The organism is Geomesophilobacter sediminis (genome assembly GCF_016458275.1).
Lineage (GTDB): Bacteria > Desulfobacterota > Desulfuromonadia > Geobacterales > Geobacteraceae > Geomesophilobacter > Geomesophilobacter sediminis.
The window spans coordinates 26411-50332 of the sequence record NZ_JAEMHM010000011.1 but is presented as its reverse complement, the minus strand read 5'-3'; the positions used below and the strand labels follow the sequence as shown (position 1 = coordinate 50332).

Genomic DNA, 23922 nt, shown 5'->3' with positions numbered 1-23922 from the left:
GACTATGCGCAACATCATGCTCACCGTCGAGTACGACGGGACCAATTACTGCGGCTGGCAGACCCAGCCGAATGCGACTTCGGTCCAGGAGATCATGGAGGGAGCCCTCGCCCAGATGCTCGGCGAACCGGTGCGGCTGCATGCGTCGGGACGGACCGACGCCGGGGTTCATGCCCTCGGGATGGCCGCCTGCTTCCAGACGGACAAGACCATGCCGCTGCGTGCCTTCCGCGAGGGGCTGAACACGCTTCTTCCCCGGGACATCGCCGTGCGTGAGGCGCGGGAGATGCCGCTGGATTTTAACCCGCGCTTCCACGCCCAAGGCAAGCATTACCGCTACACCTTCCTGCTCGACGACATCCGTTCCCCGCTCACCCGCCACACCGCCTGGCGCCTGAAGGGGAAGCTCGACGTCGAGGCGGCGCGCCGCGCCTGCGCCGAGTTCGTCGGCGAGCACGACTTCGCCGCGTTTCGCGCCTCCAACTGCGCCGCCAAGACCACGGTGCGCGAAATCTACTCGATGGATCTGACCCAGGATGGCCGTTTTCTGTATCTGGATGTGCGGGGGAGTGGTTTTCTCAAGAATATGATCCGGGTGATCGCCGGGACGCTGGTCGAGGTGGGGCAGGGGAAGCGGACTCCCGAGGACATCCGGCAGTTGCTGGAAGGGGGCGACCGCAGGGCCTCCGGACAGACGGCTCCGCCGCAGGGGCTTTGCTTGATGGAGGTGTTCTATCCGGAAGTGGGCGCCGAACCCGATCCTCACCCTGCCCGTCGCAAGCCGCGCCGCGCGCGCGACCTTGAAGGGGAGGGGACCTGATGCCCCATTGGATGCCCGGGTAGGAGCGACCTTCGTGTCGCGATTTATCGCCAGACATCGGGAATCGAATGCCTCTCCCGGAAGAACCGGATGCTTGGGCGGAAACCCGGTGACGACCGTTTTTGGCCCTGGTGAGATTTCTCTTGACACTGTTGATGAAATAGACTAAATTTCCAACTTTCCGTTGGCCAAAGTGCTCATTCCCATATAGTTGTGAGGTTTCGATGAAGACGCAAGTTGCTAAAAAAGAAGATGTGACCAGGGACTGGTACCTGGTTGACGTGGATAATAAGGTCCTTGGCCGTGTTGCTACCGAGATTGCCAACGTTCTGCGTGGCAAGAACAAGCCGACCTTCACCCCGAGCGTTGATACCGGTGACTTCGTCATTGTCGTGAATGCTGAGAAGATCGCCCTCACCGGCAACAAGTTCGCTGACAAGATGTACTACAGCCACTCCGGGTTCCCCGGCGGGCTGAAGGAAATCACCGCCGGCAAACTTCTCGAGAAGAAGCCGGAGGACATCCTGAAGAAAGCCGTGAAGGGCATGCTTCCGAAGAACAAGCTCGCTCGTCACATGCTCAAGAAGCTCAAGATCTACAGCGGCTCTGCTCACCCGCATGCGGCGCAGCAGCCCAAGACTCTGAATATTTAATCGATCAGGAGATATACAAATGGCAGCAGCGAGCTACTACGGAACAGGCAAAAGGAAATCGTCCATCGCCAGGGTTTGGCTCAAACCCGGTACCGGCGCCATCACGGTCAACAGCAAGACCCTCGACGAGTACTTCGGTCGCGAGACCTCGAAGATGGTCGTCAAGCAGCCGCTCGAGCTCACCGAGAACGTCGGCAAGTTCGACATCTTCGTGACCGTCAAAGGCGGCGGTGACTCCGGTCAGGCCGGCGCGATCAAGCACGGCATTACCAAGGCGCTTCTCGAGGCCGATGCCGACCTCCGTGGCACGCTGAAGAAAGCCGGCTTCATTACCCGCGATTCGCGCATCAAAGAGCGTAAGAAGTACGGCAAGAAGGCAGCACGCGCCAGCTTCCAGTTCTCCAAGCGTTAATTTCGGATACGAAATACGCGGTTATACAAAAAGGGGGAATCCGAAAGGGTTCCTCCTTTTTGCCGTTGTGCTGTCAGCTGCGCTGAACACAGCGAAAGGCGGTCACGAAACCACCGTTGACACAGAGTGTTTTCTCTTTCTTTGAACGTGCTCTGTCACATATTATGTCCTGATAGTGCTCGGTGCTGTGGAGGCGCCTTTCCGGCGCGCTCAGTCTGGCGACGATTGGGTTAATCAGGCCCTCTCCCCGGGAGAGGGAGCAACCGATCTGTATTCTTCGAACTACCTTAAGGAGGTTTCTCCATGCTCAAGGTTGCCGTTGTCGGTGCCAGTGGATACACCGGCGTTGAACTGCTGAGACTGCTTTACAACCACCCCGAAGTCGCCGTGACCTGCGTCACGTCGGAGCAGAGCGCCGGCCGCCCGGTGAGCGACGTCTTCCCGACCCTGCGGGGGCGGATCGATCTGCCGCTGGAAAACCTCGAGCCGGTCGGAATCTCCGAGAAGGTGGACGTCGTCTTCACGGCGCTGCCGCATAAGGCCGCCATGGAAGTGGTGCCGACCTTCGTGAAGATGGGCAAACAGGTCATCGACCTCTCCGCCGACTACCGGATTCACGATCCGCAGGTCTACGGGAAGTGGTACGACACCCACCTCAACCCGGACCTGTTGGATCAGGCGGTGTACGGTATTCCGGAAATCCGGCGGGCCGAAATCAGGGAAGCCTCCCTCATCGCCAACCCCGGCTGCTACCCGACCAGCGTCATCCTCGGGCTCGCGCCGCTTCTGAAGGGGAAGGTGATCGACCCGAAGAGCGTGATCGTGGATGCCAAGTCGGGCGTCTCCGGGGCCGGTCGCGGGGCGAAGGTGGACAATCTCTACTGCGAGGTCAACGAAGGGTTCAAGGCCTACGCCGTGGGTGGGACCCATCGGCACATCCCGGAAATCGAGCAGGAACTGTCGCTTCTTGCCGAGACCGAGATGGTGATCTCCTTCACGCCGCACCTGGTGCCGATGGACCGGGGGATTCTCTCCACCATCTACTCGGCGCCCAACGGCAAGGTCACCGCTGCGGAACTCATTACCCTGTACGAGGCCTTCTATGACGGCGAGCCGTTCGTGCGGGTGCTCCCGGAAGGGAAGCTTCCTTCGACCACCTTCGTGCGGGGTTCCAATTTCTGCGACATCGGCGTTACCGTCGACGAGCGGACCGGGCGGATTGTCGTCATCTCCGCCATCGACAACCTCGTCAAGGGCGCTTCCGGCCAAGCGGTGCAGAACATGAACCTCATGTGCGGCCTTCCGGAGACCCTGGGCCTGGAGATCTTGCCGGTATTTCCCTGATTGACGGTACTCCCTCTCCCTTTGGGAGAGGGGTGGGGTGAGGGCCGCCGAACTTTGGCGGGAAAGCTCTCAAAGACAGCTCAGCCCTCACCCGCCCTCCGGGCATCCTCTCCCACCGGGAGAGGGATTGAAGCAAGGTTTTCCATGAAAAACGCAGTTCGCAAACCTCAGCAGTCGCCACGGTTCATCCCTACCAACATGGCAGAGGCCCGGGTGCGCGGTTGGGAGGAGCTCGACATCGTCTTCGTCACCGGCGACGCCTATGTCGACCATCCCGCCTTCGGCGTCCCGCTGCTCGCCCGCTTCCTCGAATCCAAAGGCTTCAAAGTCGGCATCATCGCCCAGCCGGACTGGCGCAGCAAAGAGCCGTTCCAGGCCCTGGGGCGCCCGCGTCTGTTCTTTGCGGTTGCCGCCGGGGCGATGGATTCCATGGTCGCTCATTACACCCCTGCCCGAAAAATCCGCCGCGACGATGCCTACACCCCGGGCAACCGCCACGGGGCACGCCCCAACCGCGCCACCATCGTCTATACCTCCCGGCTCAAAGAGGCCTATCGCGACGTGCCGGTGGTGATCGGCGGCATCGAGGCGAGCCTGCGCCGCTTTGCCCACTACGACTACTGGGAAGACAAGGTGCGCCGTTCCGCGCTGCTCGATGCCAAGGCCGATCTGCTCGTCTATGGGATGGGAGAAACGCCGCTCCTGGAGCTGGCGGACCGCCTTGCGAGGGGGGAAGCCTTTGCCGCCATCCGGGATATTCGCGGGACCGCTTATGCCGCGGGTGCGTTGCCGGAAGGGGAGCTCAGCGAGCTTCCCTCCTACGAAGAGGCGGTTTCCAGCCGGGAGGCGTTCGGGCGGGCCTTCCGGATGATTTCGGTCGAGCAGAACCCGCACAGTGCCAAGGTTGTGGCCCAGCGCCATGCAGAGCGCTACCTCGTCTGCAACCCGCCCTCCTTTCCGGTCTCCGAAAAGGAACTCGACGCCCTTTATGCGCTTCCCTTTGTAAAGGCACCGCACCCAAGTTACACCGAGCCGATCCCGGCCTACGAACAGATCCGGAACTCCGTCACCACGCACCGGGGCTGCTTTGGCGGCTGTGCCTTCTGTGCCATCGTGCATCACCAGGGAAAGACGATCCAGTCGCGCAGCGAGGGGAGCATCCTGAAGGAGCTGGAAGAACTCTCCGGGCTGACCTGGTTCAAGGGGAGCGTGAGCGACCTGGGGGGACCGACCGCCAACATGTACGGGCTGCGTTGCGGCAATGACGAGGCGGGTGCCAAATGTGTGCGGGGAAGTTGTCTGTATCCGGCCCCCTGTCCCAACCTTATTACCGACGACACCCGTTCGGCGCGTCTTCTGGCCCGGGCGCGGCGGGTTTCCGGCGTGAAACACATCGCGGTGAGTTCGGGGGTGCGCTATGACCTTTTGGAGCGCCAGCCCAACTACCTGCGCGAGTTGGTTGGGCATCACGTCAGCGGACTTTTGAAGGTGGCGCCGGAGCACCTGACCGACCGGGTAACCAAGGTGATGCGCAAGCCCGGCAAGGCGAGCTTCGAGCGGTTCCGGATCTCCTTTCTGAAAGAGAGCGAGCGGATCGGGAAGCGGCAGTACCTTGTTCCCTATTTCATCTCCGGGCATCCCGGCTGCCGGCTGGAGGACATGGTCGAGCTGGCGTTGTCGCTCAAGCGGATGGGGATGCGGGTGGAGCAGGTGCAGGATTTCACCCCGACCCCGGGGACGCTTTCAACCTGCATGTACTACACGGGGGTGGATCCGTTCACCGGAGAGAAGGTGTACGTTCCCAAGACCGACCGCGAGAAAGGGCTGCAGAAGTCGCTGCTCCTCTATCATGTCCCCGAGGAGCGGAAGAACTGCCTGCTCGCGCTCAGGGAGTGCGGCAGGGAAGACGCGGCGGAGGAGCTGTTTGCGGGGAGGACGCCGGGAAAGGTGCCGGTGCGGGGACCGGTTCACGTGCCGGGGAACCGTCCCGGTAAAACCGAGCGGCCGCAGCAGGGGCCGCAGGGGAAGGGGCGGAGAAGGTAGGTTCGCATCGGATGGGGCTAGGGGGCAACCCTCCCCGCCGCTGTGGTCCGCCAGGGCACGGTATGCTCGCCCTGCGAGACTCCCGAGGTGGGCGCGGCATTCTCTTCGCGACCGTTTTGGGTAAGAAAGTGACTCTCTTTTCCGAGCATCTCTTTGACACTAGACCGCATACTTATCTATGATGGTGGGATGCTCTCTGACAAAAAAATAGACCACCGGGAAAAAATAAGTTGACACGGAAGGGCGACTCCCGTATAAGTGGGATTCGCTTTTGCCGGGCGAAACCGCTCGGAGGCGCCGGAGCTAGAGATGGCTGGCGTAGCTCAATTGGTAGAGCAGCTGACTTGTAATCAGCAGGTTGCGGGTTCGAGTCCCATCGCCAGCTCCAACACTGGCAACACCATCTGTCTGGAGGGATTCCCGAGCGGCCAAAGGGAACAGACTGTAAATCTGTCGTCATCGACTTCGGAGGTTCGAATCCTCCTCCCTCCACCACTAAAACTTCAGATGCAATGAGTGCAGCTGCCTTACCAGGAGGCCTTTGGTCGTTCGAACTGGAGGGGTGAAGCTCAAAGCGTCAAAAAACTTCGCTTCGCCGTAAGACATAGGGCGGGAATAGCTCAGTTGGCTAGAGCATCAGCCTTCCAAGCTGAGGGTCGCGGGTTCGAGTCCCGTTTCCCGCTCCAAAAATCCGCATAAGCCCACATAGCTCAGTAGGTAGAGCACTTCCTTGGTAAGGAAGAGGTCACCGGTTCGAATCCGGTTGTGGGCTCCATTTCTCGTTTATTCATCCTGGAAAAGCTGGTTCGCAAATATAGGGAGGATTCCTGTAATGGCTAAGGCAAAATTCGAAAGAACTAAACCGCACGTTAATATCGGCACCATCGGCCACGTCGACCACGGCAAGACCACGCTGACCGCAGCGATCACCAAGGTCCTCGCCGGCAAAGGCCAGGCTGAGTTCAAGGCATTCGACCAGATCGACAACGCTCCGGAAGAGCGCGAGCGTGGTATCACCATCGCCACCGCCCACGTCGAGTACGAGACCGACAAGCGTCACTATGCTCACGTTGACTGCCCGGGCCATGCCGACTACGTCAAGAACATGATCACCGGTGCTGCTCAGATGGACGGCGCGATCCTGGTCGTTTCCGCCGCTGACGGCCCGATGCCCCAGACCCGTGAGCACATCCTGCTCGCGCGCCAGGTCGGCGTCCCCTACATCGTCGTGTTCCTGAACAAGGCCGACATGGTGGACGACGAGGAGCTCCTCGAGCTCGTCGAACTCGAAGTTCGCGAACTCCTCTCCTCCTACGACTTCCCGGGCGACGATATCCCCATCATCAAGGGTTCCGCTCTGAAAGGCCTCGAAGGCGACAAGGGCGAGCTCGGTGAGCAGGCCATCATGGCACTCATGGACGCCGTCGACGCCTACATTCCGGAGCCGCAGCGCGCCATCGACAAGCCGTTCCTGATGCCGGTCGAGGACGTTTTCTCCATCTCCGGCCGCGGTACCGTTGCTACCGGTCGTGTCGAGCGCGGGATCGTCAAGGTCGGCGAAGAGGTCGAGATCGTCGGCATCAAGGCCACCACCAAGACCACCGTTACCGGCGTCGAGATGTTCCGCAAGCTCCTCGACGAAGGGCGTGCCGGCGACAACATCGGGGCCCTGCTCCGCGGCGTGAAGCGTGAAGAGATCGAGCGCGGCCAGGTTCTGGCCAAGCCGGGCTCCATCACCCCGCACACCAAGTTCAAAGCCGAGGCCTACATCCTCTCCAAAGAAGAGGGTGGCCGCCACACCCCGTTCTTCAACGGCTACCGTCCGCAGTTCTACTTCCGTACCACCGACGTCACCGGCGTCGTGGACCTCGAAGCGGGCACCGAGATGGTCATGCCGGGCGACAACGTCTCCGTCACCGTCAACCTGATCACCCCGATCGCAATGGACGAAGGTCTCCGTTTCGCGATCCGTGAAGGTGGCCGTACCGTTGGCGCCGGCGTGGTTGCCTCCATCATCGAGTAACGAAACGACAACTCCTCCCTCTCCGGTTCGGTGAGGGAGGAGTCTTTTTCGGCGGCGCAGTTTGCCGCGGCGGAGAAGAAGTAATAAGCGGAAGTGAGTGTTTTCCGCAAACCTGTTTGATAAGGATTAAGTCATGCCTAGAGACATCATCACGCTGGCCTGCAGCGAGTGCAAACAGCGCAACTACACCACGACCAAGAACAAGAAGAACACTCCCCAGAAGCTGGAGTTCAACAAGTACTGCCGCTTCTGCCGCAAGCATACTCCGCACAAAGAAACCAAATAGTTCAAGATACGGGACTCGCTCTTGAGGGCGAGGCTCAGTGCAGGCCAGTAGCTCTAACGGCTAGAGCACCGGTCTCCAAAACCGGGTGTTGGGGGTTCGAATCCCTCCTGGCCTGCCATTTTTTTACCCATCTCTCGAACAAGGGGAGTGTGACCCGTGCTGGCAAAAGCCAAGAATTTTTTTGAGGAAGTACGTGAGGAGCTGGCCAAGGTAACCTGGCCGACCCGCAAGGAAACTATCTCCACTGCCCAGGTAGTTGTCGTCATCATTGTTCTCATCTCGCTTTATCTTGGCGTCTGCGACTCGGTCCTTAACTCCTTCATCAAGTGGATACTCCGAGGACAATAATACATGGCACTTAAATGGTACGGCGTTCACACCTACTCGGGTTTCGAGAACAAGGTGCGTCTCACCCTTGCCGAGCGTATCAAGAACGTCGGCATGGAGGAGCTCTTCGGCGAGATCCTGATCCCGTGTGAAACCGTCGTCGAATTGAAAAAGGGCGAGAAGCGGACTTCTTCCCGCAAGTTCTTCCCGGGGTACATCCTGGTTCAGATGGAACTTAACGACGACACCTGGCACGTAGTCAAGGAGACCGCGAAGGTCACCGGGTTCGTCGGCGGGAACAACCCTTTCCCCATCCCCGACGAGGAGGTCAACAAGATCACCAAGCGGATGGAAGAGGGTGCCGAAAAGCCCCGTCCGAAGGTCCTCTTCGAGGTTGGCGAGACGGTCCGGGTCATCGACGGTCCTTTCCTCAATTTCTCGGGTGTGGTCGAGGACGTCAAGCCGGACAAAGGGAAGCTCCGGGTCATGGTCAGCATCTTTGGCAGGGCCACTCCCGTCGAGCTTGAGTTCATGCAGGTAGAAAAACAGTAAGAAGGTTCGACGTTCAACGTTCAACGTTCAGCGTTAAAACCACCAGGTCACTTACCATGGGTTTAACTTTGAACGTTGAACGTTGAACCTTGAACTGCTTTTAAGGAAAAAGGAGTAGGATCATGGCGAAAAAGATTACCGGTTACATAAAGCTGCAGGTTCCCGCCGGGAAGGCGAACCCGTCTCCCCCGATCGGCCCGGCCCTGGGTCAGCACGGTGTCAACATCATGGAGTTCTGCAAGGCGTTCAACGCGAAGACGCAGGGCGACGAAGGGACCATCACCCCGGTCGTCATCACCGTCTACGCCGACCGCTCCTTCACCTTCATCACCAAGACTCCGCCGGCCCCGGTCCTGATCAAGAAGGCGCTGGGCATCGAGAGCGGTTCCGCGGTCCCCAACAAGACCAAGGTCGGCAAGCTGACCAAGGACCAGGTGCGCGAGATCGCCACCAAGAAGATGCCGGACCTCAACGCCGCCAGCATCGAGGCCGCCATGAAGACCATCGAAGGTACCGCGCGCAGCATGGGCGTTGAAATAGCTTAAGTCAAAGAGAGGGTTATAGAATGGCAACGTCAAAAAAGCTTAAAGCCGCCCTTGCCAAGGTGGACCGGAGCAAGAACTACTCCGTCAACGACGGCCTCGAGCTGGTCAAGGGCGCCGCATTCGCCAAGTTCGACGAGACCGTCGACCTGGTCGTGAAGCTCGGCGTCGACCCGCGCCACGCGGACCAGATGGTCCGTGGCGCCGTCGTCCTTCCGAACGGCCTGGGTAAAGATGTCCGCGTCTTGGTCTTCGCCAAGGGGGAGAAAGAGAAGGAAGCACGCGACGCAGGTGCCGACTACGTTGGCGCCGACGACCTGGTGGCCAAGATCCAGGGTGGTTGGTTCGACTTTGATACCGCGATCGCTACCCCGGACATGATGGGTGTGGTCGGTAAGATCGGTAAGCTCCTCGGTCCCCGTGGTCTGATGCCGAACCCCAAAGTCGGCACCGTCACCTTCGACCTGGCTCGCGCCATCAAGGAGTCCAAATCCGGTAAGGTTGAATTCCGCGTCGAAAAGGCCGGCATCATCCACGCACCGGTAGGGAAGGTCTCCTTCCCGGCTGAGACCCTGAAGCAGAACATCCTCGCCCTGGTCGAGGCCCTGCAGAAGGCGAAGCCGGCTGCCGCCAAAGGTACCTACATGAAGAAGATCTCCGTGTCTTCCACCATGGGCCCGGGCGTCACCCTCGATCTCGCCGAGGTTACGGCGAGCTTAAAATAAAGCTTCGACTCGAAATGCCAAAGTCAAAGACACCAGGCGCGCCCTAGGAAAAACCGTTCAAGGTTCAAGGTTCAACGTTCGACGTTATATCCTTGAACCTTGAACGTTGAACGCGAACCGTTTTCCGTGGGGGCTTAAACGCGTATGTGGCCTGGCGAGACTTGGGAACAGTTAGCGATTAAATTTCAGGATTTTTTCGTGTGACTTCCTGACTTTGGCGGGGCTTCGTGCCCTGAACCCAAAAGAAAGGAGGAAGGCGCTTGAACAAGGAAAACAAACAGCAACTTGTTACCGAGATGCACGAGAAGCTGCAGCGGGCCCAGGCAGTGTTCCTCGCGGATTTCCGCGGGATGAACGTCGGTCAGGCCACCGAGCTCAGAAATGAGCTCCGCAAAGCCAACGTGGAATTCAAAGTTTTCAAGAACACGCTGCTCGAGATCGCGTCCGAAGGGACCGACAAGACCGGGATGACCCAGTACCTCTCCGGTCCGACCGCGATTGCCCTGAGCTATGACGATCCCGTCGCGGCAGCCAAAGTGCTGTCCAAGTACGCGAAGGATGCCACCGTCCCGTTCTCGCTCAAAGCCGGCATTTTGACCGGCAAACCGCTGAACGTGGCCGACATCCAGGCCCTGGCCGATCTGCCGAGCCGCGAAGTGCTCATCGCCAAGATGCTCGGTTCGATGCAGGCCCCGGCCAGCAACTTCGTACGCGTCCTGGCAGCGGTCCCCGGCGGCTTCGTACGCGCGCTGGACCAGATCCGTGCCCAGAAGGCAGCTTAACCAATTTCCCTTTACAAATTAACCAGTTATCTAAGATAATCTTTCGGAGGATTACCAATGGCTATCACCAAGGAAGAAGTTGTCAGCTTCATTGAAAACATGTCCGTTCTCGAACTCGCCGGGCTCGTGAAAGAGCTCGAAGAGAAATTCGGCGTTTCCGCCGCTGCTCCGGTTGCCGTTGCTGCTGCCGGCCCGGCTGCTGGCCCGGCTGAAGCTGCTGAGGAGAAGACCGAATTCGACGTCATCCTCAAAAGCGCCGGCGCCAACAAAATCGCCGTCATCAAAGTCGTCCGCGCCCTCACCGGCCTGGGCCTCAAGGAAGCCAAAGACCTCGTCGACGGCGCTCCGCAGCCGGTCAAAACCGGTATCTCCAAAGAAGACGCTGCCGACGCTCAGAAGCAGCTCGTGGAGTCCGGCGCAGAAGTGGAAGTTAAGTAACCCTTCCAAAACCGATCTTCATCCTAGCCAAGGTCGCACTTTTGCGGCCTTGGCTTCTCTATTTTAGTTTGAGGCCGCTTCACCCCTGCGCCCGAACGAGCCAAAACAGCAGGAATTTCAAGGGGGTGGAGGTCTTTCGGGCTTTCACCAAAGGAGAAGAGATGGCTTATTCAATTGCGAATAATCCCCTGTTGCGCAAAAACTTCGCCAAGATCCACAAGATCATCGATATACCGAACCTCATCGACATCCAGAAGAATTCCTACAAGAGGTTCCTGCAGCTCGATACGCCTGTGGACGCGCGGAAAAACTCCGGTCTGGAAGCCGTATTCCGCAGCGTCTTTCCCATAAAAGATTTTTCCGACACCGCATCGCTTGAGTACGTTTCCTACTCGCTGGGCGCCCCGAAGTACGACGTCGAGGAATGCCACCAGCGCGGGATGACCTTTGCCGCACCCATGAAGGTGAAGGTGCGCCTGGTCGTTTGGGACGTAACCAAAGATCCCGGTACCCGCTCCATCCGTGACATCAAGGAGCAGGAGGTCTATTTCGGCGAGATCCCGCTGATGACCGACAACGGTACCTTCATCATAAACGGCACCGAGCGCGTCATCGTCAGCCAGCTGCACCGCTCGCCCGGCGTTTTCTACGACCACGACAAGGGTAAGACCCACTCCTCGGGGAAGGTCCTCTACTCGGCCCGCGTGATTCCCTACCGCGGCTCGTGGCTTGACTTTGAATTCGACCATAAAGACATCCTTTATGTTCGCATAGACCGGCGCCGCAAGATGCCGGCCACCGTGCTCCTCAAGGGGCTCGGCTACTCCAACGACGATCTTCTCAACTACTTCTACAAGTCGGAGGAGGTCATGATCAAGGGGGGCGCGCTTGCCAAGGTCGCCGACCCCGAGCTTTTGACCAACCAGAAGGCGGCCATCGACATCGTGAACCCGGCGACCGGCGAGGTGATCCTCAAGGCGAACCGCAAGTTCACCAAGGCCGCGATCCGCAAGATGGGCGAGCACGGGATCAAGGAGATCCCGATCACCGAAGAGGAAGTGGTCGGCAAGGTCGCCTCCCACGACATCTTCGACCCGGCCACCGGCGAGATCATCGTCGAGTGCAACGAGGAGCTCACCGCGGCGAAACTCGAGGAGATCGTGACCAAGGGGCTTACCTCCTTCAAGGTCCTTTTCATCGACAACCTGCACGTGACCTCGAGCCTGCGCGACACCATCTTGATCGACAAGATCGGCTCCACCGACGAGGCGCTCATCGAGATCTACCGCCGGCTGCGTCCGGGCGATCCCCCGACCCTTAAGTCGGCGCTCGCGCTCTTCGACAACCTGTTCTTCAACGCCGAGCGTTACGACCTCTCCGCGGTCGGCCGTCTGAAGCTCAACTACAAGCTCGGCGTGGACGTGCCGCTGGACTGCATGACCCTCACCAAAGAGGACATCCTCGAGGTGGTGCGCTACCTGATCGAGCTGAAAAACGGCAAAGGCAACATCGACGACATCGACCACCTCGGCAACCGCCGGGTGCGCGCCGTCGGCGAGCTGCTGGAAAACCAGTACCGGATCGGCCTGGTGCGCATGGAGCGCGCCATCAAGGAAAGGATGAGCCTGCAGGAGGTCGAAAACCTCATGCCGCACGACCTCATCAACTCCAAGCCGGTCTCCGCGGTGGTGAAGGAGTTCTTCGGCTCCTCCCAGCTCTCCCAGTTCATGGACCAGACCAACCCGCTTTCCGAGGTCACCCACAAGCGCCGTCTTTCGGCACTGGGACCGGGCGGTCTGACCCGCGAGCGCGCCGGCTTCGAAGTCCGCGACGTTCATCCGACCCACTACGGCCGCGTCTGTCCGATCGAGACCCCGGAGGGTCCGAACATCGGTCTCATCGCGTCGCTTTCCACCTACGCCCGGATCAACGAGCACGGCTTCGTGGAAACCCCGTACCGCGTGGTGGCCGACGGCAAGATCACCGACGAGGTCCGCTTCTTCTCCGCACTGGAGGAGGAAGGGCACGCCATCGCCCAGGCCAACGCCGAGGTCGACGAGTCCGGCCGCTTCAAGGCGGACTACATCTCCGCCCGTAAGAGCGGCGAGTTCGTCCTGGTCGGTCGCGACGAGCTGGAACTCATGGACGTCGCCCCGATGCAGCTCGTCTCCGTCGCGGCTTCGCTCATTCCGTTCCTGGAAAACGACGACGCGAACCGTGCGCTCATGGGTTCCAACATGCAGCGTCAGGCAGTGCCGCTGCTGCGTGCCGATTCCCCCCTGGTCGGTACCGGCATGGAGCGCGTCGTGGCCCGCGATTCCGGGGTTTCCTCGGTCGCCCGCCACAACGGCATCGTCGAGTCGGTCGACGCTTCCCGCATCGTCGTGAAGATCGACGAGGACCAGTACGATGCGACCGGCACCGGCGTCGACATCTACAACCTGATCAAGTTCGCCCGTTCCAACCAGAACACCTGCATCAACCAGCGCCCGGTGGTAAAGGTCGGTGACCACGTGAAGGCCGGCGACATCATCGCCGACGGTCCTTCCACCGACATGGGCGAGCTGGCTCTGGGGCAGAACGTCCTGGTCGCCTTCATGCCGTGGGGCGGTTACAACTACGAGGACTCCATCCTCATCTCGGAGCGCCTGGTCAAGGACGACCGCTACACCTCGATCCACATCGAGGAGTTCGAGTGCGTCGCCCGCGACACCAAGCTCGGCAAGGAAGAGATCACCTCCGACATCCCGAACCTGGGCGAGGAGACCCTGAAGGACCTCGACGAGTCCGGCATCATCCGGATCGGCGCCGAAGTCCGCCCGGGCGACATCCTGGTCGGCAAGATCACTCCGAAGGGCGAGACCCAGCTCTCCCCGGAGGAGAAACTTCTGCGCGCCATCTTCGGCGAGAAAGCGGGCGACGTCCGCGACACCTCGCTGCGCGTGCCGCCGGGGGTCGAAGGTACCGTCATCGGCGCCAAGATCTTCTCCCGTAAAGGGGCCGACAAGGACGCCCGTACCGAGATCATCGAGAAGGCCGAGGAGCAGCGCCTGCGCAAGGACGAGCAGGACGAGATCCGCATCATCCGCGACTCCGCGATCGGCAAGCTGAAGAAGCTTCTGATCGGCAAGACCGCGGCGGTCAAGATCGAAGGTACCGACGGCAAGGTGCTCATCCCGAAAGGGGCGGCCATCACCGAGGAGATGCTCAAGTCCTTCTCCATGGACCGCTGGGACGAGATCTCCATCGCCGACGACGACACCATCGACGAGAAAGTGGCGCAGACCCTGGCCACCCTCAACCAGCAGATCGACATCATCAAGTACGTCTTCGACGACAAGGTCCAGAAGCTGCGCCGCGGCGACGACCTCCCGCCGGGGGTCATCAAGATGGTCAAGGTCTACATCGCCATCAAGCGTAAGCTCCAGGTCGGCGACAAGATGGCCGGCCGTCACGGCAACAAGGGTGTCGTCTCCCGGATCCTTCCGGAAGAGGATATGCCGTATCTCGAGGACGGTCGTCCGGTCGAGATCGTGCTCAACCCGCTCGGCGTTCCGTCCCGTATGAACGTGGGACAGATCCTGGAGACCCACCTCGGGTGGGCCGCCCGCGGTCTGGGGTGGAAGATCGAGGAGTTCCTCGAGAAAAACGCCCCGCACGACGAGATCAAGCGCTTCCTGAAGGGTGCCTACGGCAACCCGGAGATGGATCGCTTCCTCGACAAGCTGGAAGGCGAGGAGCTGATCAACGTGGCCAAGCGCTTGAAGCGCGGCATCCCGATGGCTTCCCCGGTCTTCGAAGGGGCGAGCGAGGACTCGATCCAGGCGATGATGAAGCACGCCGGCTTCGAGACCACCGGCCAGGTAACCCTCTTCGACGGCAAAAGCGGTGATGCGTTCATGCACAAGGTCACCGTCGGCATCATGTACGTCCTGAAACTGCACCACTTGGTCGACGACAAGATCCACGCCCGGTCCATCGGTCCCTACTCCCTGGTTACCCAGCAGCCGCTGGGGGGCAAGGCGCAGTTCGGCGGCCAGCGGCTCGGGGAGATGGAGGTCTGGGCGATGGAGGCCTACGGCGCCGCATACGCGCTGCAGGAGTTCCTCACCGTCAAGTCCGACGACGTCGCCGGCCGCACCAGGATGTACGAGGCCATCGTCAAAGGGAAGCACACCCTGGAGCCGGGTCTCCCCGAGTCCTTCAACGTCCTCATCAAGGAACTCCAGTCCCTGGGGCTCGATGTCGAACTTCTGGAGACGGAAGAGGACTAGAACCAGTTCTAAGTTCCACGTTCAGAGTTCAGGGTGGTCTGGGAGGAGCAAACTCCTTCCAGGCACCCGCTTTTAACTCTGAACCCGGAACTCGGAACTCTGAACGTGACTTAAGTTACTCCTAACATCAAGGAGGCAATACTTTGGAAGACATATTCAACTTTTTCGAAAAGCCCAAGGATCCGCTGCACTTCTCCTCCATCAAGATCTCCATCTCCTCGCCGGAAAAGATCCGCGAGCGTTCCTTCGGCGAAGTAAAGAAGCCGGAGACCATCAACTACCGCACCTTCAAGCCGGAGCGCGACGGTCTTTTCTGCGCCAAGATCTTCGGCCCGACCAAGGACTACGAGTGCAACTGCGGTAAGTACAAGAGGATGAAGCACCGCGGCATCGTCTGCGAGAAATGCGGCGTCGAGGTCATCCCCTCGAAGGTCCGCCGCGAGCGCTTAGGGCACATCGACCTCGCCACCCCGGTGGCCCACATCTGGTTCCTCAAATCGCTGCCGTCGCGCATCGGGAACCTGATGGACATCACCCTGAAAGACCTGGAGAAGGTCCTCTACTTCGAGGCCTACGTCGTTACCGATCCCAAGAACACCGGGTACCCCTTCGGCCAGGTCCTCTCCGAAGACCAGTACCAGAAGGCGATCGAAGAGTTCGGTTACACCGGTTTCGAGGCCGGCATGGGCGCCGCCGCGATCCGCACCTGCCTCACCTCCATGGACCTCGACCAGCTCTCCGAGAGCCTCAGGATCGAGATGCAGGAGGCGACCTCCGAGGCCAAGCGCAAGAAGACCGCCAAGCGTCTGAAGGTCATCGAGGCCTTCAAAAACTCGGGCAACAAGCCGGAGTGGATGATCCTCGAATGCATCCCGGTGCTCCCGCCGGAGCTGCGCCCGCTGGTCCCGCTGGACGGCGGCCGCTTCGCCACCTCGGACCTGAACGACCTGTACCGCCGCGTCATCAACCGCAACAACCGTCTGAAACGCCTCATGGAGCTGCAGGCTCCCGAGGTCATCATCAGAAACGAGAAGCGGATGCTGCAGGAGGCGGTGGACGCCCTGTTCGACAACGGCCGCCGCGGCCGCGCCATCGCCGGCCCGAACAAGCGCCCGCTCAAGTCGCTCTCCGACATGCTCAAGGGCAAGTCGGGCCGCTTCCGTCAGAACCTCCTCGGTAAGCGTGTCGACTACTCCGGCCGTTCCGTCATCGTCGTCGGCCCGGAACTGCGCCTGCACCAGTGCGGCCTCCCCAAGAAGATGGCTCTCGAGCTCTTCAAGCCGTTCATCTACAACAAGCTCGAGGAGCGCGGCTTCGTCACCACCATCAAGAGCGCCAAGAAGATGGTGGAGAAAGAGAAGCCGGAAGTCTGGGACGTGCTCGAAGAGGTGATCAAGGAGCACCCGGTCATGCTGAACCGTGCTCCGACCCTGCACCGTCTCGGCATCCAGGCCTTCGAGCCGGTCCTCATCGAAGGAAAGGCGATCCAGCTCCACCCGCTGGTTTGTACCGCGTTCAACGCGGACTTCGACGGTGACCAGATGGCGGTCCACCTGCCGCTCTCCGTGGAGAGCCAGGTCGAGACCCGGGTCCTGATGATGTCGACCAACAACATCCTCTCTCCGGCCCACGGCAAGCCGATCATCGTGCCGTCGCAGGACATGGTCCTCGGGATCTACTACATGACCCGCGACAAGTACTTCGCGCAGGGCGAAGGGAAGATCTTCGCCTCCCCCGAAGAGGTCGCGATCGCCTGGGATGCCGGCGAGATCAACCTCCAGGCCCGCATCAAGGTCCGGATGAAGAACCTCGACTCCGACGAGCGTCCGACCCTGATCGAGACCACCACCGGCCGCGTGCTTTTGCGCGACATCCTCCCCGAGGCGGTGCCGTTCTCGGCGATCAACAAGGTGATGACCAAGAAGGAGCTCTCCAACCTGGTCGACGTCTGCTACCGTCTGGCCGGCAACAAGGAAACCGTCATCCTCGCCGACAAGCTGAAGGCGATCGGTTTCCGCTACGCGGCCAAGGCCGGTATCTCCATCTCGATCAACGACATGGTCATCCCGGAAGGTAAGCCGGCGATCATCGACCGCGCCACCGAAGAGGTGCAGGAGATCCAGAACCAGTACACCGAGGGTCTGATCACCGACGGCGAGCGTTACAACAAGGTCATCGACATCTGGGCGAAAGCCACCGAGGAAATCGCGAAAGAGATGCTCGACAACCTCTCCCGCGACACCATCAAGGACCCGCAGGGCAACGAGGTCAAGGTGCCCTCCTTCAACGCGATCCACATGATGGCCGACTCCGGTTCCAGGGGTTCCGCCCAGCAGATCCGCCAGCTGGCCGGGATGCGCGGTCTCATGGCGAAGCCGTCCGGCGAGATCATCGAGACCCCGATCACCGCGAACTTCCGCGAAGGTCTCACCGTGCTCCAGTACTTCATCTCGACCCACGGTGCCCGTAAAGGTCTGGCCGATACCGCGCTCAAGACGGCGAACTCCGGTTACCTCACCCGCCGTCTGGTCGATGTCGCCCAGGACGCCATCATCACCGAGGTCGATTGCGGGACCATCGACGGCCTCACCGTCTCCTCGCTCACCGAGGGGGGCGAGATCATCGAGCACATCGGGGACCGTATCCTGGGGCGCGTCGCCCTGGACGACATCCTCGACCCGGTCACCGGCGACGTGCTGGTCCCGGCCAACGAGGAGATCGACGAGAACCTGGTCGCCAAGATCGAGGCGGCCGGCCTGGAGAAGGTCAAGATCCGCTCGGTGCTCACCTGCGAGTCCCGCCGCGGCATCTGCGCCAAGTGCTACGGGCGTGACCTCGCCCGCGGCCACCTGGTAAACCGCGGCGAGGCGGTCGGCGTCATCGCCGCCCAGTCGATCGGCGAGCCGGGTACCCAGCTGACCATGCGTACCTTCCACATCGGTGGTACCGCATCCCGTCGCGCCGAGCAGACCTCTTTGGAGGCCAGAAACGAAGGTCGGGCGAAGTTCATCAACATCAACTTCGTCACCAACACCGAAGGCCACCACATCGTCATGAACCGTAACGGCGAACTGGCCGTCGTCGACGAGACCGGCCGCGAGCGCGAGAAGTACGCGGTCGTCTACGGCGCCAAGATCAAGGTCTCCGAAGGGGAGAAGGTAACCCAGGGGCAGTCCCTGGCCGAGTGGGACCCGTACACCATGCCGATCCTCACCGAGGTCTCCGGCAAGGTCAAGTTCGGCGACGTCCTCGAAGGGGTCACCATGGAGGAGCAGGTCGACGAAGTCACCGGCCTCTCCCGCAAGGTCGTCATCGAGACCCGCGACGCCGACAAACGTCCCCGCATCACCATCAAGGACGAGACGGGGCGCACCGCCAAGATCGGCGAGAGCCTGCTGGCCCGCTACTACCTGCCGGTCGGCGCCAACATCAACGTCATGGAAGAGACCATGGTCAACGCCGGTGACGTGATCGCCAAGATCCCGCGCGAAACCACCAAGACCAAGGACATCACCGGTGGTCTTCCGAGGGTTGCCGAGCTCTTCGAGGCGAGAAAGCCCAAGGACTTCGCGGTCATCACCGAGATCGACGGCGTGGTCGCCTTCGGCAAGGACGCCAAGGGCAAGCGCAAGGTCATCGTCACCCCGGACCTGGGCGAGCCGAAGGAATACCTCATTCCCAAGGGCAAGCACATCTCGGTCCATGAAGGGGACCACGTCCGCGCCGGCGAGGCGCTCATGGACGGCTCCTCGAACCCGCACGACATCCTCCGGGTCCTCGGCCAGAAAGAACTGGCCAAATACCTGGTCGACGAGGTCCAGGAGGTCTACCGACTCCAGGGGGTCAAGATCAACGACAAGCACATCGAGACCATCGTCCGTCAGATGCTGCGCCGGGTACGTATCAAGGACGTCGGCGACACCAATCTGCTCATTGACGATCAGATCGAGCGCTGGGTCTTCGAGGAAGAAAACGAGAAGTCACTGGAGAAGGGGGGGCGCCCGGCAACCGCTGAGTCGCTGCTCCTCGGTATTACCAAGGCATCTCTTTCCACCGAGTCATTCATTTCGGCTGCCTCCTTCCAGGAGACAACAAAAGTGTTGACACAAGCTTCCATTGAAGGTAAAGTTGACAGTCTTCGCGGTCTCAAAGAGAATGTCATCATGGGTAGACTGATTCCGGCCGGTACCGGCCTGGCTCTCTACCGCAATCTCAAACTGACCGCAGAAGAGCCGGTAGTGATTCCGGAGCCGGTTGAGGTCGTCGAAGTGTTTGACGACATCGACGACGCCGACGAAGCATAAGCAGCAGCGTCAGTAATAATCAGGGGCTGGAAGCCGATGCGGTTTCTAGCCCCTGTCGTTGAAATAATTCTTGACATGCGCGGTCTATCCTGATATGTTCGGCGCTTCCGCAGGGGAGTGCCCTCTGTGGATAGTTTCGCGCGAGAGGGTCTGTATGCCTACTATTAATCAGCTCATCCGTCATGGCCGTGAGTCCAAGGCTGAAAAGTCTACTGCTCCGGCACTTAAATGCTGCCCCCAAAAGCGGGGCGTCTGCACCAGGGTGTACACCACCACCCCGAAGAAGCCGAACTCCGCGCTTCGTAAGGTTGCCAGGGTTCGTCTGACCAACGGTGTCGAGGTTACCTCGTACATCCCGGGTGTCGGTCACAACCTGCAGGAACACTCCGTGGTCCTGATCCGCGGCGGCAGGGTGAAGGACCTTCCGGGTGTCCGTTACCACATCGTCCGCGGCACCCTGGACTCCGTTGGGGTCAAGGGGCGGATGAAGAGCCGTTCCAAGTACGGCGCAAAAAGACCCAAGTAATTAGAGCGAGAGGTTTACGATGCCCAGAAGAAGAGAAGTTGCCAAGAGGGTGATCCTCCCCGATCCGAAGTACGGGGATCGCGTGGTCGCCAAACTCATCAACATAATCATGCTGGACGGCAAGAAGTCCACTGCTGAGCGCGCCCTCTACGGTGCTCTTGAAGTAGCGGCCGGCAAGGCTGGCGATGAGCCGGTGAAAGTGCTCAAGCGCTGCCTGGACAACATCAAGCCGATGCTTGAAGTCAAGTCCCGCCGCGTCGGCGGTTCCACCTACCAGGTTCCGGTCGAGGTTCGCCCGGAGCGCCGTATGTCTCTGGCGATGCGCTGGCTGGTGAAGTATTCCAACGCTCGTTCCGAGAAGACGGTGACCGACAAGCTCGCCGGCGAGATCCTCGATGCTTACAACAACCGCGGTTCTGCGGTCAAGAAGCGTGAGGACACCCACAAGATGGCCGAGGCGAACCGCGCCTTTGCCCATTATCGTTGGTAGGACGGGCTCTGCCCGTTTGACCTTGGAGGTTTAAGGAAGTGGCACGTCAGGTTTCTTTAGAGATGACCCGAAATATCGGGATCATGGCTCATATCGACGCAGGTAAGACGACTACCACCGAGCGTATTCTTTTCTACACCGGTGTTACTCATAAGATTGGTGAGGTCCACGAAGGGGCCGCCACCATGGACTGGATGGAGCAGGAGCAGGAGCGCGGGATCACCATCACCTCCGCGGCAACCACCTGCCACTGGCGAGACCACCGGATCAACATCATCGACACCCCGGGCCACGTCGACTTCACCATCGAAGTCGAGCGTTCCCTGCGCGTGCTCGACGGTGCCGTTGCGGTCTTCTGCTCGGTGGGCGGCGTTGAGCCCCAGTCCGAGACCGTCTGGCGTCAGGCCGACAAGTACGGCGTCCCCCGTATCGCGTTCATCAACAAGATGGACCGCATCGGTGCCGATTTCTTCCGCGGCGTGAACATGATCAAGGATCGCCTCAAGGCGAACCCGGTTCCCCTGCAGATCCCGATCGGGAGCGAGGAGAACTACAAGGGGATCGTCGACCTGATCACCATGAAAGGGATCGTCTGGAACGACGAGACCATGGGTGCCCAGTACGACGAGATCGAGATCCCGGCCGACCTGGTCGACCAGGCCAACGAGTACCGTGAGGCGCTCATCGAGGAGGTTTCCTCCCACGACGACGTGCTCATGGAGAAATACCTCGGCGGGGAAGAGATCTCCAACGAAGAGCTGAAAAAAGCCATCCGTCAGGCGACCATCGACATCAAGATCTGCCCGGTCATCTGCGGTTCCGCCTTCAAGAACAAAGGGGTCCAGAACCTGCTCGACGCGGTTCTCGATTACCTCCCGGCGCCGACCGACATCCCGGCGATCAAGGGTATCGACGCGAACACCGAAGCCGAGATCGAGCGTCCGGCTTCCGATACCGCGCCGTTTGCCGCCCTGGCTTTCAAGATCATGACCGACCCGTTCGTGGGGCAGCTCTGCTTCTTCCGCGTCTACTCGGGGGTCATGAACTCCGGTTCCTATGTTTACAACTCGACCAAAGGCAAGCGCGAGCGTGTCGGCCGTATCCTCAAGATGCACGCCAACAAGCGTGAGGAGATCAAAGAGGTTTACGCCGGCGACATCGCCGCCGCGGTCGGTCTGAAGTACACCACCACCGGCGACACCCTCTGCCTGGAAGACAATCCGGTCATTCTCGAGTCCATCGAGTTCCCGGAGCCGGTAATCTCCATCGCGATCGAGCCGAAAACCAAGGCCGACCAGGAGAAACTGGGTATCTCCCTGGGCAAGCTCGCTTCCGAGGACCCGTCCTTCCGCGTCAAGACCGACGAGGAAACCGGCCAGACCATCATCTCCGGCATGGGCGAGCTGCACCTCGAGATCATCGTCGACCGCCTCATGCGTGAGTTCAAGGTCGAGGCGAACGTCGGCAAGCCGCAGGTCGCCTACCGCGAGACCATCACCAAGAAGGTCAAGGTGGAAGGGAAGTTCGTCCGCCAGTCCGGTGGTCGCGGTCAGTTCGGTCACGTCTGGCTCGAGATCGAGCCGCAGGAGCCGGGCAAGGGTTACGAGTTCGTCGACGCCATCAAGGGCGGCGTCGTTCCCCGCGAGTACATCCCGGCGGTCGACAAGGGTATCCGCGAAGCCTGCGATACCGGCGTCATGGCCGGCTACCCGGTGGTCGACGTCAAGGTCACCCTGGTCGACGGTTCCTACCACGAAGTCGACTCCTCGGAGATGGCGTTCAAGATCGCCGGCTCCATGGGTTTCAAAGAAGGTTGCACCAAGGCCTCCCCGAGCCTCCTCGAGCCGATCATGTCGGTCGAAGTCGTGGTTCCGGAAGAGTACATGGGCGACGTCATCGGCGACCTGAACTCCCGCCGTGGCCGCATCATGGGGATGGAAGGCCGCGCCGGCGCCCAGGTTGTCGCCTCGATGGTCCCGCTGGCCCAGATGTTCGGTTACTCCACCGACCTGCGGTCCGCTACCCAGGGGCGCGCCACCTACACCATGACCTTTGACCACTACGAGCCGGTTCCGAAGTCGGTGGCAGAGGAAATCGTTGCAAAGATTAAGGGTTAACATTTAATCCCTCGAGGAGGACTCCGCATGGCAAAGGCAAAATTCGAAAGAACTAAACCGCACGTAAACATAGGGACCATCGGCCACGTCGACCACGGCAAGACCACCCTGACCGCAGCGATCACCAAGGTGCTCGCCGGCAAAGGCCAGGCTGAGTTCAAGGCCTTCGACCAGATCGACAACGCACCGGAAGAGCGCGAGCGTGGTATTACCATCGCCACCGCCCACGTCGAGTACGAGACCGACAAGCGTCACTATGCTCACGTTGACTGCCCGGGCCATGCCGACTACGTCAAGAACATGATCACCGGTGCTGCTCAGATGGACGGCGCGATCCTGGTCGTTTCCGCCGCTGACGGCCCGATGCCCCAGACCCGTGAGCACATCCTGCTCGCGCGCCAGGTCGGCGTCCCCTACATCGTCGTGTTCCTGAACAAGGCCGACATGGTGGACGACGAGGAGCTCCTCGAGCTCGTCGAACTCGAAGTTCGCGAACTCCTCTCCTCCTACGACTTCCCGGGCGACGATATCCCCATCATCAAGGGTTCCGCTCTGAAAGGGCTCGAAGGCGACAAGGGCGAGCTTGGTGAGCAGGCCATCATGGCACTCATGGACGCCGTCGACGCCTACATTCCGGAGCCGCAGCGCGCCATCGACAAGCCGTTCCTGATGCCGGTCGAGGACGTTTTCTCCATCTCCGGCCGCGGTACCGTTGCTACCGGTCGTGTCGAGCGCGGGATCGTCAAGGTTGGCGAAGAGGTCGAGATCGTCGGCATCAAGGCCACCACCAAGACCACCGTTACCGGCGTCGAGATGTTCCGCAAGCTCCTCGACGAAGGGCGTGCCGGCGACAACATCGGGGCCCTGCTCCGCGGCGTGAAGCGTGAAGAGATCGAGCGCGGCCAGGTTCTGGCCAAGCCCGGCTCCATCACCCCGCACACCAAGTTCAAAGCCGAGGCCTACATCCTCTCCAAAGAAGAGGGTGGCCGCCACACCCCGTTCTTCAACGGCTACCGTCCGCAGTTCTACTTCCGCACCACCGACGTTACCGGTGTGGTGGATCTCGAGCCGGGCACCGAGATGGTCATGCCGGGCGACAACGTCTCCGTCACCGTCAACTTGATCACCCCGATCGCAATGGACGAAGGTCTCCGCTTCGCGATCCGCGAAGGTGGCCGCACCGTCGGCGCCGGCGTCGTTGCCTCGATCATCGAATAATCCCCCCGATCGAGTACGCCAAGCAGTAGCCTGAAAAGCAGTAAGC

The 23922-nt window shown here is 60.6% G+C and carries 18 protein-coding genes, 5 tRNA genes and 1 pseudogene; all 24 read left to right on the top strand.

Annotated elements, in window-relative coordinates:
* Positions 1-4: 4 nt before the first annotated feature.
* Positions 5-730, top strand: a pseudogene (gene truA, locus JFN93_RS14260) (tRNA pseudouridine(38-40) synthase TruA); the annotation flags it as partial.
* 314 nt (positions 731-1044) lie between these two features.
* Positions 1045-1473, top strand: a complete 429-nt coding sequence (gene rplM, locus JFN93_RS14255) for a 50S ribosomal protein L13 (RefSeq protein ID WP_199384767.1) — start codon at positions 1045-1047, stop codon at positions 1471-1473.
* Positions 1474-1492: 19 nt separating this feature from the next.
* A complete protein-coding gene (gene rpsI, locus JFN93_RS14250; RefSeq protein ID WP_199384766.1) occupies positions 1493-1885 on the top strand; it encodes a 30S ribosomal protein S9 in 393 nt (130 codons plus the stop codon).
* Positions 1886-2188: 303 nt separating this feature from the next.
* A complete protein-coding gene (gene argC / locus JFN93_RS14245; RefSeq protein ID WP_199384765.1) occupies positions 2189-3229 on the top strand; it encodes an N-acetyl-gamma-glutamyl-phosphate reductase in 1041 nt (346 codons plus the stop codon).
* Between the two features lie 144 nt (positions 3230-3373).
* Positions 3374-5272 (top strand): YgiQ family radical SAM protein, encoded by a 1899-nt coding sequence (locus tag JFN93_RS14240; RefSeq protein WP_199384764.1) that lies wholly within the window; start codon positions 3374-3376, stop codon positions 5270-5272.
* 312 nt (positions 5273-5584) lie between these two features.
* A tRNA-Thr gene (locus tag JFN93_RS14235) sits at positions 5585-5660 on the top strand.
* A gap of 22 nt (positions 5661-5682) precedes the next feature.
* Positions 5683-5767 (top strand) — tRNA-Tyr (locus JFN93_RS14230).
* Between the two features lie 114 nt (positions 5768-5881).
* A tRNA-Gly gene (locus tag JFN93_RS14225) sits at positions 5882-5958 on the top strand.
* 13 nt (positions 5959-5971) lie between these two features.
* Positions 5972-6047: transfer RNA gene (locus JFN93_RS14220), tRNA-Thr, on the top strand.
* A gap of 57 nt (positions 6048-6104) precedes the next feature.
* Positions 6105-7295, top strand: coding sequence for an elongation factor Tu (gene tuf / locus JFN93_RS14215; protein WP_199384763.1), 1191 nt, complete (start codon positions 6105-6107; stop codon positions 7293-7295).
* 133 nt (positions 7296-7428) lie between these two features.
* Positions 7429-7581 carry a 50S ribosomal protein L33 gene (gene rpmG, locus JFN93_RS14210; RefSeq protein ID WP_199384762.1) on the top strand — a complete coding sequence of 51 codons (153 nt, stop codon included), beginning with the start codon at positions 7429-7431 and terminating at the stop codon, positions 7579-7581.
* Between the two features lie 41 nt (positions 7582-7622).
* Positions 7623-7699: transfer RNA gene (locus JFN93_RS14205), tRNA-Trp, on the top strand.
* A gap of 38 nt (positions 7700-7737) precedes the next feature.
* Positions 7738-7929: a preprotein translocase subunit SecE gene (gene secE / locus JFN93_RS14200; RefSeq protein WP_199384761.1), complete on the top strand. Its 192-nt coding sequence runs from the start codon at positions 7738-7740 to the stop codon at positions 7927-7929.
* A 3-nt stretch (positions 7930-7932) separates the two neighbouring features.
* Entirely contained in the window at positions 7933-8460 is a 528-nt protein-coding gene (gene nusG / locus JFN93_RS14195; protein WP_199384760.1) for a transcription termination/antitermination protein NusG, read from the top strand.
* Positions 8461-8582: 122 nt separating this feature from the next.
* A complete protein-coding gene (gene rplK / locus JFN93_RS14190; protein ID WP_199384759.1) occupies positions 8583-9005 on the top strand; it encodes a 50S ribosomal protein L11 in 423 nt (140 codons plus the stop codon).
* 20 nt (positions 9006-9025) lie between these two features.
* Positions 9026-9727: a 50S ribosomal protein L1 gene (rplA, locus tag JFN93_RS14185; RefSeq protein ID WP_199384758.1), complete on the top strand. Its 702-nt coding sequence runs from the start codon at positions 9026-9028 to the stop codon at positions 9725-9727.
* A gap of 260 nt (positions 9728-9987) precedes the next feature.
* A complete protein-coding gene (rplJ, locus tag JFN93_RS14180; RefSeq protein ID WP_199384757.1) occupies positions 9988-10509 on the top strand; it encodes a 50S ribosomal protein L10 in 522 nt (173 codons plus the stop codon).
* Between the two features lie 57 nt (positions 10510-10566).
* Entirely contained in the window at positions 10567-10947 is a 381-nt protein-coding gene (gene rplL, locus JFN93_RS14175) for a 50S ribosomal protein L7/L12 (RefSeq protein WP_199384756.1), read from the top strand.
* A 161-nt stretch (positions 10948-11108) separates the two neighbouring features.
* Entirely contained in the window at positions 11109-15221 is a 4113-nt protein-coding gene (rpoB, locus tag JFN93_RS14170; RefSeq protein WP_199384755.1) for a DNA-directed RNA polymerase subunit beta, read from the top strand.
* Positions 15222-15364: 143 nt separating this feature from the next.
* Positions 15365-19525 carry a DNA-directed RNA polymerase subunit beta' gene (rpoC, locus tag JFN93_RS14165; protein WP_199384754.1) on the top strand — a complete coding sequence of 1387 codons (4161 nt, stop codon included), beginning with the start codon at positions 15365-15367 and terminating at the stop codon, positions 19523-19525.
* A 154-nt stretch (positions 19526-19679) separates the two neighbouring features.
* Entirely contained in the window at positions 19680-20051 is a 372-nt protein-coding gene (rpsL, locus tag JFN93_RS14160; protein WP_199384753.1) for a 30S ribosomal protein S12, read from the top strand.
* Between the two features lie 19 nt (positions 20052-20070).
* Positions 20071-20541 carry a 30S ribosomal protein S7 gene (gene rpsG / locus JFN93_RS14155; RefSeq protein ID WP_199384752.1) on the top strand — a complete coding sequence of 157 codons (471 nt, stop codon included), beginning with the start codon at positions 20071-20073 and terminating at the stop codon, positions 20539-20541.
* A 38-nt stretch (positions 20542-20579) separates the two neighbouring features.
* The gene (gene fusA, locus JFN93_RS14150; RefSeq protein ID WP_199384751.1) at positions 20580-22658 is read left to right on the top strand and encodes an elongation factor G; all 2079 of its coding nucleotides are present in this window, start codon (positions 20580-20582) and stop codon (positions 22656-22658) included.
* 27 nt (positions 22659-22685) lie between these two features.
* A complete protein-coding gene (gene tuf, locus JFN93_RS14145) occupies positions 22686-23876 on the top strand; it encodes an elongation factor Tu (RefSeq protein WP_199384750.1) in 1191 nt (396 codons plus the stop codon).
* The last annotated feature ends 46 nt before the right edge of the window (positions 23877-23922 follow it).

Coding starts and splice junctions, on each gene's coding strand:
- argC (WP_199384765.1), top strand. CDS start 2,189: ATGCTCAAGGTTGCCGTTGTCGGTGCCAGTGGATACACCGGCGTTGAA.
- JFN93_RS14240 (WP_199384764.1), top strand. CDS start 3,374: ATGAAAAACGCAGTTCGCAAACCTCAGCAGTCGCCACGGTTCATCCCT.
- nusG (WP_199384760.1), top strand. CDS start 7,933: ATGGCACTTAAATGGTACGGCGTTCACACCTACTCGGGTTTCGAGAAC.
- rplA (WP_199384758.1), top strand. CDS start 9,026: ATGGCAACGTCAAAAAAGCTTAAAGCCGCCCTTGCCAAGGTGGACCGG.
- rplL (WP_199384756.1), top strand. CDS start 10,567: ATGGCTATCACCAAGGAAGAAGTTGTCAGCTTCATTGAAAACATGTCC.
- tuf (WP_199384763.1), top strand. CDS start 6,105: ATGGCTAAGGCAAAATTCGAAAGAACTAAACCGCACGTTAATATCGGC.
- rpoB (WP_199384755.1), top strand. CDS start 11,109: ATGGCTTATTCAATTGCGAATAATCCCCTGTTGCGCAAAAACTTCGCC.
- rplM (WP_199384767.1), top strand. CDS start 1,045: ATGAAGACGCAAGTTGCTAAAAAAGAAGATGTGACCAGGGACTGGTAC.
- tuf (WP_199384750.1), top strand. CDS start 22,686: ATGGCAAAGGCAAAATTCGAAAGAACTAAACCGCACGTAAACATAGGG.
- rpsL (WP_199384753.1), top strand. CDS start 19,680: ATGCCTACTATTAATCAGCTCATCCGTCATGGCCGTGAGTCCAAGGCT.
- rpsG (WP_199384752.1), top strand. CDS start 20,071: ATGCCCAGAAGAAGAGAAGTTGCCAAGAGGGTGATCCTCCCCGATCCG.
- rpsI (WP_199384766.1), top strand. CDS start 1,493: ATGGCAGCAGCGAGCTACTACGGAACAGGCAAAAGGAAATCGTCCATC.
- rplK (WP_199384759.1), top strand. CDS start 8,583: ATGGCGAAAAAGATTACCGGTTACATAAAGCTGCAGGTTCCCGCCGGG.
- rpmG (WP_199384762.1), top strand. CDS start 7,429: ATGCCTAGAGACATCATCACGCTGGCCTGCAGCGAGTGCAAACAGCGC.